This window comes from Paraburkholderia agricolaris (genome assembly GCF_009455635.1).
GTDB classification, from domain to species: domain Bacteria; phylum Pseudomonadota; class Gammaproteobacteria; order Burkholderiales; family Burkholderiaceae; genus Paraburkholderia; species Paraburkholderia agricolaris.
In genome coordinates, this window is the sequence record NZ_QPER01000002.1 from 427160 (window position 1) to 440423 (window position 13264).

Annotated in this window: 14 protein-coding genes; 3 read left to right on the forward strand and 11 right to left on the reverse strand. The window is 60.3% G+C overall.

Annotated features, from left to right (window positions below; genetic code table 11):
- Positions 1–234: 234 nt before the first annotated feature.
- The 7 genes from GH665_RS23425 to GH665_RS23450 form a co-directional block, all read right to left on the reverse strand.
- Entirely contained in the window at positions 235–618 is a 384-nt protein-coding gene (locus tag GH665_RS23425; protein ID WP_153139330.1) for a hypothetical protein, read from the reverse strand.
- Between the two features lie 828 nt (positions 619–1446).
- Positions 1447–2403: an HpcH/HpaI aldolase/citrate lyase family protein gene (locus GH665_RS23430; RefSeq protein ID WP_153139332.1), complete on the reverse strand. Its 957-nt coding sequence runs from the start codon at positions 2401–2403 to the stop codon at positions 1447–1449.
- Positions 2400–3566 carry a CaiB/BaiF CoA transferase family protein gene (locus GH665_RS23435; protein WP_153139334.1) on the reverse strand — a complete coding sequence of 389 codons (1167 nt, stop codon included), beginning with the start codon at positions 3564–3566 and terminating at the stop codon, positions 2400–2402. Before GH665_RS23435 ends, GH665_RS23430 begins: the two co-directional genes overlap by 4 nt.
- Positions 3567–3621: 55 nt before the next feature.
- A complete protein-coding gene (locus tag GH665_RS39680; RefSeq protein WP_425496054.1) occupies positions 3622–3759 on the reverse strand; it encodes a glycine zipper family protein in 138 nt (45 codons plus the stop codon).
- A gap of 27 nt (positions 3760–3786) precedes the next feature.
- Positions 3787–5547 (reverse strand): L-lactate permease, encoded by a 1761-nt coding sequence (locus GH665_RS23440; RefSeq protein ID WP_153139336.1) that lies wholly within the window; start codon positions 5545–5547, stop codon positions 3787–3789.
- Between the two features lie 119 nt (positions 5548–5666).
- On the reverse strand, positions 5667–6602 hold the full coding sequence (locus GH665_RS23445) for a LysR substrate-binding domain-containing protein (protein ID WP_153139338.1): 936 nt from the start codon (positions 6600–6602) through the stop codon (positions 5667–5669).
- A gap of 153 nt (positions 6603–6755) precedes the next feature.
- Positions 6756–7187 (reverse strand): hypothetical protein, encoded by a 432-nt coding sequence (locus tag GH665_RS23450; protein WP_246216337.1) that lies wholly within the window; start codon positions 7185–7187, stop codon positions 6756–6758.
- 270 nt (positions 7188–7457) lie between these two features.
- Here GH665_RS23450 and GH665_RS23455 point away from each other — a divergent pair, with 270 nt between their 5' ends.
- Positions 7458–8030, forward strand: a complete 573-nt coding sequence (locus GH665_RS23455; protein ID WP_153142258.1) for a TetR/AcrR family transcriptional regulator — start codon at positions 7458–7460, stop codon at positions 8028–8030.
- Positions 8031–8066: 36 nt separating this feature from the next.
- Here GH665_RS23455 and GH665_RS23460 read toward each other — a convergent pair whose 3' ends face one another.
- Positions 8067–9614, reverse strand: a complete 1548-nt coding sequence (locus GH665_RS23460) for an FAD-dependent monooxygenase (protein WP_153139340.1) — start codon at positions 9612–9614, stop codon at positions 8067–8069.
- A gap of 156 nt (positions 9615–9770) precedes the next feature.
- The gene (locus GH665_RS23465; RefSeq protein ID WP_153142259.1) at positions 9771–10349 is read right to left on the reverse strand and encodes a TetR/AcrR family transcriptional regulator; all 579 of its coding nucleotides are present in this window, start codon (positions 10347–10349) and stop codon (positions 9771–9773) included.
- Between the two features lie 123 nt (positions 10350–10472).
- Here GH665_RS23465 and GH665_RS23470 point away from each other — a divergent pair, with 123 nt between their 5' ends.
- Positions 10473–11450, forward strand: coding sequence for an SDR family NAD(P)-dependent oxidoreductase (locus tag GH665_RS23470; RefSeq protein WP_153139342.1), 978 nt, complete (start codon positions 10473–10475; stop codon positions 11448–11450).
- A 187-nt stretch (positions 11451–11637) separates the two neighbouring features.
- Positions 11638–11895, forward strand: a complete 258-nt coding sequence (locus GH665_RS23475) for a LysR family transcriptional regulator (protein WP_153139343.1) — start codon at positions 11638–11640, stop codon at positions 11893–11895.
- Positions 11896–11905: 10 nt separating this feature from the next.
- Here GH665_RS23475 and GH665_RS23480 read toward each other — a convergent pair whose 3' ends face one another.
- Both GH665_RS23480 and GH665_RS23485 read right to left on the reverse strand, forming a co-directional pair.
- Positions 11906–12739, reverse strand: a complete 834-nt coding sequence (locus GH665_RS23480) for an AraC family transcriptional regulator (RefSeq protein WP_153139345.1) — start codon at positions 12737–12739, stop codon at positions 11906–11908.
- Between the two features lie 132 nt (positions 12740–12871).
- Positions 12872–13231, reverse strand: coding sequence for a nuclear transport factor 2 family protein (locus GH665_RS23485; protein ID WP_153139347.1), 360 nt, complete (start codon positions 13229–13231; stop codon positions 12872–12874).
- Positions 13232–13264: the final 33 nt, after the last annotated feature.

Here is a 13264-nt window from a genome sequence, read left to right on the forward strand (position 1 = left end):
CGTTGTCTCTCGCCGGCGATGGCCGCGCTGAACCAGACCGTTCTGCGGACCGTTATCAATTTCAGCGGGGCGGGGATGCCACACGGATTCGCTAGCCGAGCTTACTTTCGACCAGGCGACGACAGGATTTCCGTGTATGCCATAACAAAATGGCCGACCGCATCAGGAGGCGATCGGCCAACAGCAGAGCGTCGCGCCGATTGCGCGAATGACTGCCGGGCGCTGCGGAGCAGGTCAATTATGCCAATTGGTCATAACGCCATTTTTGAACCAGAAATACAAACGATCGCTATAACCTTGCTTATCGTGAACATCCGCCAAAGACGCGGCTTGGTTTGCCGTTGACATCCCGGGAATCATGCCGCTCACGGCAGATATCACATTGCTTCCCGACCGATTCTTGCGATATAACCAGGTATCGAAACCCTTGGCGTCAGTTGTCTTGTTATCCGGATCCCCGTATAGGCTGAGGATATCTTGCTGCGTTGTCTTACCGACCACTACGTGTTGCTTGATCCAGTCTGGATCGAATTTCTCATTGCCAACGCCCACCGTTTGCCCCAGGCTCTGACAAGCAGCTAAAAATATCACCAGGACAATCGAGAATATTTTTTTCATCGTCGTTTCCGTCTGGTTTATTTATGTCAAACGATCGGTTTGATTGAAGTTTTGGCTAATTGCGGACTTGCCGCGGGAAAAGCAGGGGCGCCACGATAAACGTGGCCATACGGGCCACCCTGAATGGAGTAGCCATAGTCTCGTCGCACTCAGAATTAACAAATAGGAGTGTGACGGATTGGGGTGCAATACCAGTATAAAATCTATTGGTTTGATTGAATTTCCATTTTTTCACATGATATAGATCGTTCTACTCTGAAGTCAATGAAATTTCGCGTGAGCCACGAAGCAGAAAAGTGCGTCACCGGACCGACATCTGGAAAGCGGCACACGTGGGTGCTCGCGTTAATTCGCTTCAGGTAAAAGAGAAGCCGCCGTGGGGTTCGGGCCGCCGAATTACAGCGACTGACGACACGTTTCAGCGACTGTAAAAAGCTAATGCGACTCGCGTGGCCTGCCCTAGGACACCAGATGGCCGAATTCGCCCTCAAGGATGAAAGGCCGTATTGCCGTCTTCGCGACGAGGCTGCTCCGATGGGGGCGAAGCTGTGCCCGGATTGAGTAAGAACTTAGGAAAACATTCGACAGACGAGGGACAAAAACGCACTGCCAGCGCCGGGCGTAGATCCAGTGGCGCGCCGATAACATTAACGTGACGCTGGTTCGCGTCCGGATACGGAATGGAAGTCGAAACCGAACTGCATCAATTCGCCAAGGCTCAACTCATTCGACGTTTCCCGCAAACCTCTCAGCCAATCGCTGCCGCTCGAACGCTTCGACAACGAAGTCGACAAACACCCGCACAAAACCGTCCCCGCGGTGGCCTGCTCAGCCCCGTTCCGCCATCGCAAGGATGCGCTGCGCCATCCGCACGTTAGCGAAATCGACCAGCTTGCCATCGAGCGAAATGGCTGCGAGGCCCGCGGCTTGCGCTGCTTCGAGCGCTTCTACGGTTCGGCGGGCGGCGCGCACTTCATCGTCGGTCGGTGAGAAGGCCGAACGGGTCGGCTCGATCTGCCCGGGATGGATGACCTGCTTGCCGTCGTAACCCATCGCCGCGGCTTTCAGCGCCCAGGCTCGCGTCAGGACGAGATCGCGAAACGCGCCACATGGACCATCTATCGCACGCAGTCCAAAAGCGCGTGCGGCGACCAGAATCCGCATCATCGGGTACGTCCAGAGGTCGAGGGGCGTGGCGCTGTAGTGCCCCGCTTCATCCTTGAGCGTCACGGCATAACCGGCATGTGTGCCGCCGATCTCGACGTTGCGCGCGCCAATGGACGCCGAAAAATCGCCGACACCGAAATGCAAGGCGGTGAGCCGGCTACTCGCCCCGGCAATGCTATCGACATTCATCACGCCGCGGGCCGTCTCGATCAACGCCTCGATTTCGAGCGGCGCGAACGACCCAGGCCGAGCGCTCAGCAACTGCTCCACCTGTGCAATGACGTCCGCCGATTCCACCTTCGGAACGAGAATCGAATCGAGCCGGCGAGCTTCGGCGGTCAAGGTCCGGACCTCGTGCGCGTCGATGCCCCGTTCGTTCGCATTGATCCTGACGCTGACAGTCTTGTCGCCCCAGTCGAGTTCGGCGAGTGCCTGCACGGCCGTTTTGAGCGCCTCGTCTTTTTTGTCGACAGGGACGGCATCCTCAAGGTCGATGAACACTGCATCGGCCGAGCAAGCCGCCGCCGATTGCAGCATGTTGAAGCGATGCCCAGGCACCGCGAGCACGGTGCGCGTCGTACGTGGGCGCCGCTGCGGATTCGATTCGTGTTGACTCATGCGCCGCTCCGTTGCGAGTGTGTATCCGCTGCGATTTCCGCGAGAATGGCGTCGGTATGCTGGCCGACTGCCGGTACCGGACCCATGACCGGTTCGATCCCCGGGATCGTCACCGGCGGAAGGAACATATCGTGGGGACCGCTCTCGGTTTCAACACTACGGTAGCGATTGCGCTCGCGTAGTTGTGGATGATCGAGGAGTGCTTCGACGTCGTTCATCATGCCGTTCGCAATCGACGCGCGATCGAGCCGTTCCAGTACCTGCGCGCTGCTCCACGCGGCGAAGCGCTCCTCGATGGTCCGTTCCAACGCCTCGCGATTTGCAACCCGTAGTGAGTTCGAAGCATAGCGCGGCTCGACCGCGATGGCCGCGTCGTCGAGTACGACCGTGCAGAAGCTGAGCCATTCGCGTTCGTTCTGGATACCGAAGAAAACCGTCTTGCCGTCGCCCGTCGCGAATGGACCGTACGGAGCGATGGTTGCGTGCCGGGCGCCACTGCGCGGCACTGGCTCGCCGAGGCCGCGCGTGTAGTACGCGGGATAGCTCATCCATTCGGTCAGCGCATCGAACAGCGAGACCTCGAACGCCATGCCTTTGCCGGTACGCGAGCGTTGATGCAGGCCCATCAGGATGCCGTTCAGCGCGTACATGCCAGTCGCGATGTCGGCAATCGCGAGACCGCTTTTCGACGGTGTCTCGGGTGTGCCGTTGATGGACAGGAAACCGGTTTCGCACTGCACCAGCAGGTCGTAGGCCTTCTTGTTGCTGTAGGGGCCGTTGGAGCCGTACCCGGAAATGTCGCAGGCGATCAGTTGCGGGAAGCGCGCGACCAGGGACTTTGCGTCAAGCCCCTGGCGCTGCGCCGCGCCGGGCGCCAGATTCTGGATAAAGACGTCGGCACGGGCGAGCAGTGCTTCGAGCGTTTCCTGCCCGGGCCCGGTCTTGATGTCGAGCGCGAGACTTTCCTTCGAGCGATTGGTCCAGACGAACTGGCTCGACAGGCCATCCATCGCGGTATCGTAGTTGCGGGCGAAGTCGCCGACCTCCGGGCGCTCGATCTTGATGACGCGCGCGCCCCAATCGGCCAGATGCCGGCTTGCCAGCGGCGCGGCAATCGCCTGCTCGATCGAGACGACCGTGATGTCGTTGAGTGGATGGTTCATCTTCTGCATATCCTCACTATTTCAATGCGTAAAACAGGTGCTCAGGCTTTTCTTGCTACACGGCACCACACACGGCACCACACACGGCACCACACACGGCACCACACACGGCACCACACACGGCACCACACACGGCACCACACACGGCACCACACACGGCACCACACACGGCACCACACACGGCATGACACACGCTACGGCACCGCGGTGGCCGGCCCGATTACGGCACCATCCAGCCGAGCACCGGCGTGGACTGGAGGTAGACCAGCAGGCTGAGCGCCGCGATCATCAGGACCGTCCAGCCAGCCACGCGTCTGAACAACACGCCTTCCTTGCCCATCATGCCGACGGCCACCGCGCCGACCGCGAGGTTCTGCGGCGATATCGCCTTGCCGACCACGCCGCCCGACGTATTGGCCGCGGTCAACAGAATGTCGGACAGGCCGGTGTGATGGGCGGTGGTGAGTTGCAGCATGCCGAACAGCGCATTCGCCGATGTATCCGAGCCGGTGAGGGCGGTTGCGAACCAGCCGAGAATCGGCGACACCGGCGCGAAAGCGGGACCCGCCTTGGCTGCCCAGATGCCGAGCGTCACGATCTGGCCGGACAGGTTCATCACGTACGCCACGCCGACTACGCAGCACACCGTGAAGACCGCCCAGCGCAGTTCATGAAGATTCTTCAGATAGGTCCGGGCGGCAACCGGCGCGCTGACCTTAAGGATCGGCGCGGACAGCAAACCGGCGATCAATACGATCGAGCCTGCGGAAAGCAGCCATTCGAACTTGGCGCTGGTAGCCGATACGGCGGCCCCTTTCGGATCGACCACGTGCAGGCCGGGCCATGCGAACGTCGAGGTGACGACACCCAGTGCGTGACCGATAAAGCCGATCTGCGTCGCTGCGACGACCAGGATCACGGCGGCGTAGGGTGCGAGCGCGCGCAGGATCTCGGCGCGCGAATCGGGCGCCTGGGCAGTGTCGGCTGATGCATTGCCGCGCACGGCGGCCGTGTGATGGAACTGCGTGCCCGAGCCCGGCATCGGCATAGTCATGGTGGCGCTGTGGGGCGCACTCGCGAGGCCATGACCATGGTCGGCGTCGGCACGTTGATGGCCACCGGAATTGACGACGACCGCTCCGGCGCCAGCCAGGTCGGCGCGCAACACGCCCGGCGACCAGACACGCAGGAACGCGATGGAAACGCCCGCGCAGATCAATGCGGCGACGATGTCGACGAGTTCGACCGGCAGCAGCATCGACCCGGCAAACTGTGCGAACGCGAACACGATCCCGGTGACGAACGCGAGCGGCCAGACTTCCTTTATGCCACGCCGGCCGTCGACGATGAATACGAGGATCAGCGGAATGAAGAGCGACAGCAATGGCGTTTGCCGTCCCACCATTACGCTGATCTCATGGACCGGCAAACGGGTGATCTTGGCGAGCACGGTAATGGGCAAACCCAGTGCGCCGAACGCGACCGGGCTGGTATCCGCGATCAGGCAAACTGCTGCGGCTTTCAACGGCTCGACACCGATCGAAATCAGCAGCACCGCGCAGATTGCGACCGGTGCACCACCGCCAGCCAGCGCTTCCAGCAACGCGCCGAAGCAGAACGCGATCAACACCGCTTGCACGCGCTGGTCGGCGCTGACGCGGGCGAGCGCGCGCCGCAGCACGTCGGCGTGGCCGCTTTCCTGAGTCAGCTTGAACAGCCAGATTGCGTTGATGCCAATCCAGATGATCGGGAAGAACCCGATCGCGGCACCTTCGAGTGCGCCACTGGCTGTTTGTCCAGTGGGCATCCCGTAGACGAAAATCGCGACCGCCACCGACACCGCGAGTGAAGCAAGTGCAGCCCAGCGCGCCTGCAAGCGCAGGACGCCGAGCAGGACGAACAGGGTGAGCAGGGGAAGGACGGCGAAAAATGCGGAAGCCCCTATCGAGTGCGCGACGGGGTCGAAAATCTGGGTGTACATGCGTCTCCTTCGGGCTCTGTGCGAGCATCTCTTATCGACTGCGAAGGCCACAATGTAGACGCGTGCCGCATCGGCGTGAAATACCGATTGGAGCTACCGGGTATAGGTGACGCCTATAGCTATGCCGTGCCGGCGTCGTTGGGGTGCAGCACACCGGACCAGACGCCGCTTTCGACCAGCTCGGCGACAAGGCGTGTGACCACCTTCTGAATCGCCAGTGAGGCGGCGCTGGTGGGCAGCGCATTCGGCACACACAAGCCGACGGGACGGCTGATCTCCGGATCGATCAGCCGATGGATCAGATGCTGGTCCGCGGTGTTGCGCCCGAATGCATCCGACGAAACGATCGTCACCACCTCGCCCTCGCGCGCGATGGCGAGCATGGTCGGCAGCGAATCGACATCGGCGACGATATCGGGCTCGATGCCTTCGCGTGCAAAGGCGCGCTCGATCAGCACGCGCAAACCATTCGCCGCGCTCGGTAGAACCATCGGCACGTTCGCGAGTTGACGCAACGTTACGTCATGCGCCGGGCCGATGCCGGCGATCTGTCCGAACACGAACAGGTTTTCCTCGAACAGCGGATGTACCGAGACGCCTCGTGTTTCCGATTCGCGAAACAGGATGGCCATATCGAGGCGCCCGTTCGCCATCAATTCGGCGAGGTATCCGCTCATGCCTTCGACGATCTGCAAACGGATGCCAGGATAATGACGCCGTACGTAGTTGAACATGGGTAGCGCGAACACGACCGCGACGCTGGTCGGCAAGCCAATCGCAACCTGTCCGGATTCCGTGCCGTTGACCTGCACCGCGAGGGGAATCTGCGCCATCTGACGGAGCACGTCGCGAGCGCGAAGATAGAGTGCGCGACCGGCTTCGGTCGGCTGGACGCCCTGGTGACTGCGCAACAGCAGCGTCGTTTTCAGTTCGGTTTCGAGTCCGGCGACCTGCTGGCTAAGCGAAGGCTGCGCCACACAAAGCTGTTCGGCCGCCTTCGAGAGGCTGCCGCAATCGACGATTGCAACGAAGTATTTGAGCTGGCGGATATCCATGCGGGTAGCTTAACGCATGCCTCGAGATATGCCGCGTCGCGCGGGCAGGCGGAACGCGCGTGCCAGGTTTGCCCCCCAATGGCAAAGGCCTGGAATCTTTTCCGCGCGGACCTTTTCTTCAATCAGCCGCTTTTTAACGATGGACTATCGCTACTAGAACCCCCAGCCGCTCACATAGTGTCCGCACGAGTTCTGGTTTATTGCCCCATTGGTTTTCATAATATAACGCGTGATGGCTCCAGACTTGTCCGTAAAGAATGTCATCACGCAGTCCGTATAGGTCGGCACATAATCGTCGTAGGAGCCTTCCTCGATAATGCCGGGGGTAAGCAGAGTCCGGTATCCCTTGGTGACGTAATGTCCCGGATGGTAGCCGAAGGTATAGACATACGCGTTTTCCTGGGCGTTCACCTGATAGGCGTTGGGCGTCGCCCCCTTCCAGGTTGGAAGCATTTCCTTAATGTTATGGCCGACCAGGGCATCCATAGCGTTCCTCGTCGGTGAATAGGGCGATAGCCCCATGCAGCCAGTGAGGGTCAAGGCGGCGATAGCCGCGATTAACAATGTGAGCTTTCCTGTCAGCATTATTTTTCTCTCAAAAGGCGCGCCGTTGGCTCGGAAAGCCAGATAGGGTAATTAAAGTTTTTTACCTATCTTAAGTATATAGATCGTTCTACATTGATGTCAATGAAGCCATGTCAGGCTTGTTTTAAGACCCGCCGAGCATAAAGTTGACGCAGTATTTTCGATTCGCAGCCGGGATGCCGGATGCGGATGCAGAACTATCGCCATCCGGACAATCCTTGCGGTTCCCGGATGGTAAAATTGTTAAATGGCTTGCAAAAGGGGGAAAGGATGTCTGTGACCAAGCGCCAGCAGATAGTGAACAAGGCGACGGATCTGTTTTCAAAACATGGCTTTCATCCCGTCGGCGTTGATTGGATCATTGACGATTCGGGCGTAGCCAGAATGACCATGTATCGGCATTTTTCGGGCAAGGAAGATCTGATCAGGGAAGTTTTGGAGCAGCGCTACAGCGTTATCGTGGAGGGCATTGCGCAGCAGATGGCGCCGGCATCGGACGCCACCTCCCGGCTGAAAGCCATCTTTGACTGGTATGAGATATGGTTCCGGAGTCCTGAATTTGCAGGATGTCTGTTCGAGCGTGCCCTTGCCGAATTCGGCCCCACCTATCCCAAGGTCTCGGAAGTGGCGCTTCGTTACCGCGAGAAGTTGCAGGGTTGGATGAGCGAGATTCTGCGGGAGATCGTACCGCCACCGGCGGCTGACCAGTTGGCTAGCGTTTGTTTAATGCTGTTGGATGGCGCGACGATCGAAGCTCGCGCATTCGGCGACCCAACCGTTGCAACGCGGGCCTGGCAGGCAGTGGACCTTCTTCTGCGTCAGACAAAAGACTCACGTCAGTAATCGAATGTCACGCACCCTTCACCTGCGCTGACTCGCTCAGGCCGATTCACGCGTATCTTCGGGTTCGCCGAACCAGCGCGACGCGATCTGAGCCGCTTGTTCAAGGTCAGGGAAAGCCTCACCAGCCCAGGCGACGACCCCATCCGGCCGCACGAGCACCGCGCTCAAGCCAAGCCGATCTTTGGCATCACTTGCGGCATACGTGATCCGGCCGCTCCAGCGGCTCGCCAGAGTCTGAAGCGATGGTCGAGAGTCAAAGTCCAGAAGCAAGCCTTTTCCGTTTGTGAGAAGTTCGCCGAGCTTCGTCCCGTCGAGCAACTCGAAATCGGGAGCGCTGCGGCCCACCAGCGGATGGCCGCCGCCAAGCTCGTAGCATAGAGAAACGCCCCACACGCGCCCGGCGAAGTAAGTCGCGCCGTCACGCGTGTCGATAAGATCGCGGATGATGGCTTCGAGCGCGCGCGAATGCCGGCTCGGCCGCATGAGCGTAACCTGGGCGCGTGACCAGTCAAGTACTTGCGCCCCCACCGGATGCCGTTCGCTCGAATAGCTGTCGAGCAGACCGGCCGGCGCGTCGCCGCGGATGGTGGCCGCAAGTTTCCATCCAAGGTTCATCGCGTCGCCAAGCCCAAGGTTGAGCCCCTGGCCGCCCAACGGAGAATGAATGTGCGCGGCGTCGCCCGCGAGCAGCACGCGTCCTTTGCGGTAAGTCGTGGCCTGGTACGCGCGATCCGTCCAGGTGGTGGCAAGCTTTAGCGCGGTCAAGGTGACGTCGGCGCCGGAGACACGGCGCAACACGGCCTGCACGTGCTCAAGTGTGAGCGGTTGGGTTCGGTGGGAAACACCCCCGTCGAACTCGGCCATCGCAATCGTCCCGGGCCGGGACTGAAAATACATGCCCGTCGGCGTGTAGTTGCGGCCTAATTTGAGTTTATCCGGATCAGCCATCTCGACCAGAACGGAGTAGCCGGTAAACTCAGGATCGGTGCCGACGAACTCAAAGCCGCTTATCTTGCGCACGGTGCTGCGGCCGCCGTCACAGCCGACCAGCCAGCGTCCGCGAAAGGTCTCGCTACCGGCGCGAACGGTGACTTCTTCGTCCGACTGCTCGAGGTCTTCAACACCGGCGCCGCGCCTGATCTCAACCCCCAGCGCCTTTGCGCGAGCGCCCAGGGCGGACTCGATGTGCTCCATATCGGCCGCCATGCTGGTGCCGACCGGGCCTGGCAGACGATACGTCCACTTCGAGACATCGATGTTGTCGTTGTCGAAGGGAATGCCGGCGAAATGGCCGACCTGGCGGCGCGGCTGTTGCGCGCCTTGCCCCTCAGCCGAAACGCTGCTGCGGGCCGAGTCGTCTTTCGCGAGTTGGGGCTGCGCAATGTCGTTCAGCAATCCGCGACGGTAAAAGGCTTCGATGGTGGGTACTGAAAGGCCGCGCATGCCGAACGGGAGTCGCTTGAAGGGCGAGCCCGGATCCTCGGCTAGCTCCAGCACTAACACCGAGAGCTCTGCGAGCCGCAGCTCACAGGCCAGAAACAGGCCGACGGGGCCGCCGCCGGCAATCACGACGTCATAGATCAAAGAGAAATTCCTTTAAGTGCCTTGGCCGCAATCCTGCGGTGTCAAAAGAGGCTGCGGTTTCGCCGACGATGAGTGGTGATCAAGCCACACACTTGCCGTGCGTGCGCTCTTCGACGGCATGCGCAACGAGAGCGACAAGCTCCGCTGTACGTGTATTTATCCGGGCGGCCGGGACCCGAGTAGAAGGATATCGACCAGCCTTTTTGCACTTTGCTGCCAGTCTGGCGCAGAGGCGACATTGGAAACACCAACCAGCGCGCGCAGGAGGTCCAGTGGCTCGAGATCGGCACGAATGTCGCCGCTGACGACGGCGCGCGAAACAAGCGACTGGATCGCGTCCTTGATCTGGGCCCCTGACGATTCAAACAGTTTCGTCGGCCCCCCGACGATTGAATTCAACGCGGGCGCGATGATCTTCTTGGTGGCGATGTAGTCGATGAAGAGCATCATCCAGGATCTCAACGCATCGAGCGGGGGCAGGGAGTCGGCCAGCTTTAGCGCGTCGTCCGCAAGTTTTCCCACCTCGGCACGATAGACACTTTCGAGCAGTGTGTCACGCGTGGGAAAGTGCCGATATAGCGTGCCTACGCCAACGCCCGCCTGACGGGCGACGTCTTCGAGGCTGATATCGCCTCCTGCGCGTGTAAATGCCGTTTTCGCTTCTTCGAGGATGCGCTCGCGATTGCGTTGCGCGTCGGCCCTGGGTTTTCGTTCTTTTGGTGTCGAGTGATTCATTCGCAGCTTGAGTGCTTGCAAACGGAGGATGGCTCCGTTTAGTATATTAGAAAAGCGGAGGGTTACTCCGTTTTTATCCCGGACGGGGAATGGCGTCAACCCTATTGTGATGGAGCGGCGGAAATGGCTGAGAAATTTGGTGCAACTTCGACGACGGACGACGTGCTCTCGGGCGTCGATCTTCACGGCAAACGAATTCTTGTAACGGGCGTCTCGGCAGGGCTTGGCGTGGAGACGGCACGGGCGCTCGCGGTGCACGGGGCGAGTGTGGTTGGCGCTGCCCGAGACCTCGAAAAGGCGCAGCAAGCGATTGCCGAAGCACGGCGCAATGCCGCTGCGGCAGGCGGCAGCATCGATCTGGTTGAGCTCGACCTCGCGAACCTCGCGAGCGTCCGGGCTTGCGCCGACAAGCTGTTGGCGCAAGGTCAACCCTTTGACATCATCATTGCGAATGCGGGCGTGATGGCGACACCTTTTGGCAAAACAGCAGATGGATTCGAGATGCAGTTCGGCACGAATCATCTGGGGCATTTCGTGCTCGTGAATCGCCTGGCTTCGCTGATCCGATCTGGTGGGCGGGTGGTCGTCCTGGCGTCGTCAGGGCACCGTTTCGCGGACGTGGATCTCGACGACCCCGGTTTCGAGCGTACGCCCTACGATCCGTTCGTCGCGTACGGACGCGCCAAGACGGCGAATGTTCTCTTTGCCGTTGCTTTCGATCAGCGACATCGCGTGCGTGGCGTGCGGGCAGCCGCCGTTCATCCGGGCGGAATTCACACGGAGCTGGCTCGTCATATGGACGAAAGCCAGATCACGGCACTGCTCGAGAGAATCAACAGTCAGCTTGCAGCGGAGGGACAAGGGCCGTTCCAGTTCAAAACGATCCCGCAGGGTGCCGCGACTTCGGTATGGGCCGCGGTAGTGGCAGCAGCCGAAGACGTTGGTGGCAGATACTGCGAAAACTGCCACACGAGCGAAGTTGTCGCGGACGATGTTGTCATTACGCCCGTCAGCGAAGGCGTTCGACGTTACGCGCTCGACGCCGCACATGCTGACGCCCTCTGGCGCAAGAGCGAAGAGATGGTGGGCGAATCGTTCTGATCCGGCATGTCGAACGTCATTGCAGCCGTGCTCTGATACGCGTGGATCAGCGCCGCTGAATGCCTCGAGTAGTTTGTCGCGACCGCAAACTTTCTTCCGGGAAAACACGGCCACCATTCGGTCCTTCCACGGCCTTCAGTTGGTGCATCATGCCGCTTGATATCCGCGGACGACGCTTTCAGCCGGTATGAAGGTGTGCGGCAGCGTTCACAAGGAGACGGCGGCCGGCGAATATCTTCATACGTCGCAGGCCAACGTGTCCTCATGGATTCGCGGACTCGAAAGTGAGCTTGACGTGCTGCTGGTCGAGCGTATCGGCCCTACCGGCCGTACCGTTACGCTGACGCTCAAGGGCCGTGAGTTGCTCGCACATGCCGAACGTGTGGCGCTCAGCGAAGCGCCGGCGCCGCTCGTCAACGCGTTCGTGGCGGCATGCGCGGCGTAGCGGTTCCGAACTAGGTCTTCAACGGCAACCAGATCTCGAGCCCACCCATACCGCTGACCGGATCGAATTTTTCGTCATAGCGCTCGAAGTTCGGTGCATCGGCGGGAACATGTCCCGATTCCGGCAGCCATTGATTCCAGATCGCATTCCACGTGTGCCGCACGGTCGAGACATGCTCGCGGTGAATGAACACCGCGTAGCGCTGCGGGGCAATGCGCAAGCGGCTCAGTTCGGCAGGCAAGGCTGAGAAGTCGCTGACTTCGACGCCGCATAGATAATCGATATTGCCGGCGTCGTCGGCGTTATAGCAGACGCCATACGCGAGGTTGCCGACCTGGCCCGGCACTCTGCCGAAGTGGTCGCCAAAGCGCTGCCACTGCGAAGGAATCGCGGCGGTGGTTTCGCATGTATAGCGCTCGCTGAGCCCCGCGACGAGAAACGGTTTGCCGTCTTCGAAACGCGGCGGTTCGAGATGCGTGAGAAAGGGTTTGTCCATTCTGATCGGCTCCACGATAGCAAGGTTGTCGAGGTGACCACGCGCACGCAACGCTTCGGGCGTGAGCCCGAATTGCTCGCGAAACGCTCGCGTGAATGCTTCGTGAGAACCGTAACCGGCATCGACAGCAACCGCCAGGATATCGGGGGCACCGTCGGTTAGGTGTCGTGCCGCTTCGCTCAAGCGGCGCGCGCGAACGTAGCGCATCACCGAAAACCCGGTGGCTGCTTCGAACGCACGCGCCAGATGAAAGCGCGATACGCACCCGCCATTGGCGATTTCGTCCAGCGTCAGCGCGCGGGCAAAGTGACTTTCGATAAACCAGAGCGCTTTTCCGACGGGATTCATTTCGGCTCTCATGTTTGCATGAAGCCAGCATAGCCAGGCAAGATACGGTGCATTTGATCGCGCTTGCGGTTTTGCGGCCGATGTTGCGGATGGCCTGGCGATCCACCCGCATCGGCCGTCATGGCGTGTTGTTCAGGTGGGCGACACGTCTTCGGCCGACGAACCGAAATACACCGTCACCTCGACAATCTGACCATTCCTCGTGCGAAAAAACTCGGTGTTGCGAAACGGCGTGCGGCCTTTCGGCTTACAGACGTATGTGACAAACGCCTCGTTGCCTTCGACAAACAGCTTTTCGATGTGGAAGTGTTCGACCTGTTCGTTGAACGGCCAGCAGCGTTCGAAGTAGACCGCTTTGCTGATGTGATCGTCACGCGGGCTGCTGAACGTGAAGTCGTCGCTGAGCAGCGGCTCGATTGCGCTGCGGTCTTTGCGTTCGTACGCGGCGTAGCAGTCACGGATAAGCGTGGAAACGTCGGTGCTGGTGGTCATGAGGTGAGCTCCTTCGTATGCCTGCTTCGTGTT

Excerpts from the sequence above, each read along its gene's own strand:
- GH665_RS23480 (WP_153139345.1), bottom strand. The coding sequence starts at position 12,739 with ATGAATCCCGTCGGAAAAGCGCTCTGGTTTATCGAAAGTCACTTTGCC.
- GH665_RS23465 (WP_153142259.1), bottom strand. The coding sequence starts at position 10,349 with ATGAATCACTCGACACCAAAAGAACGAAAACCCAGGGCCGACGCGCAA.
- GH665_RS23430 (WP_153139332.1), bottom strand. The coding sequence starts at position 2,403 with ATGAGTCAACACGAATCGAATCCGCAGCGGCGCCCACGTACGACGCGC.
- GH665_RS23425 (WP_153139330.1), bottom strand. The coding sequence starts at position 618 with ATGAAAAAAATATTCTCGATTGTCCTGGTGATATTTTTAGCTGCTTGT.
- GH665_RS23450 (WP_246216337.1), bottom strand. The coding sequence starts at position 7,187 with ATGCTGACAGGAAAGCTCACATTGTTAATCGCGGCTATCGCCGCCTTG.
- GH665_RS23470 (WP_153139342.1), top strand. The coding sequence starts at position 10,473 with ATGGCTGAGAAATTTGGTGCAACTTCGACGACGGACGACGTGCTCTCG.
- GH665_RS23475 (WP_153139343.1), top strand. The coding sequence starts at position 11,638 with ATGAAGGTGTGCGGCAGCGTTCACAAGGAGACGGCGGCCGGCGAATAT.
- GH665_RS23435 (WP_153139334.1), bottom strand. The coding sequence starts at position 3,566 with ATGAACCATCCACTCAACGACATCACGGTCGTCTCGATCGAGCAGGCG.
- GH665_RS23440 (WP_153139336.1), bottom strand. The coding sequence starts at position 5,547 with ATGTACACCCAGATTTTCGACCCCGTCGCGCACTCGATAGGGGCTTCC.
- GH665_RS23445 (WP_153139338.1), bottom strand. The coding sequence starts at position 6,602 with ATGGATATCCGCCAGCTCAAATACTTCGTTGCAATCGTCGATTGCGGC.
- GH665_RS23485 (WP_153139347.1), bottom strand. The coding sequence starts at position 13,231 with ATGACCACCAGCACCGACGTTTCCACGCTTATCCGTGACTGCTACGCC.
- GH665_RS23455 (WP_153142258.1), top strand. The coding sequence starts at position 7,458 with ATGTCTGTGACCAAGCGCCAGCAGATAGTGAACAAGGCGACGGATCTG.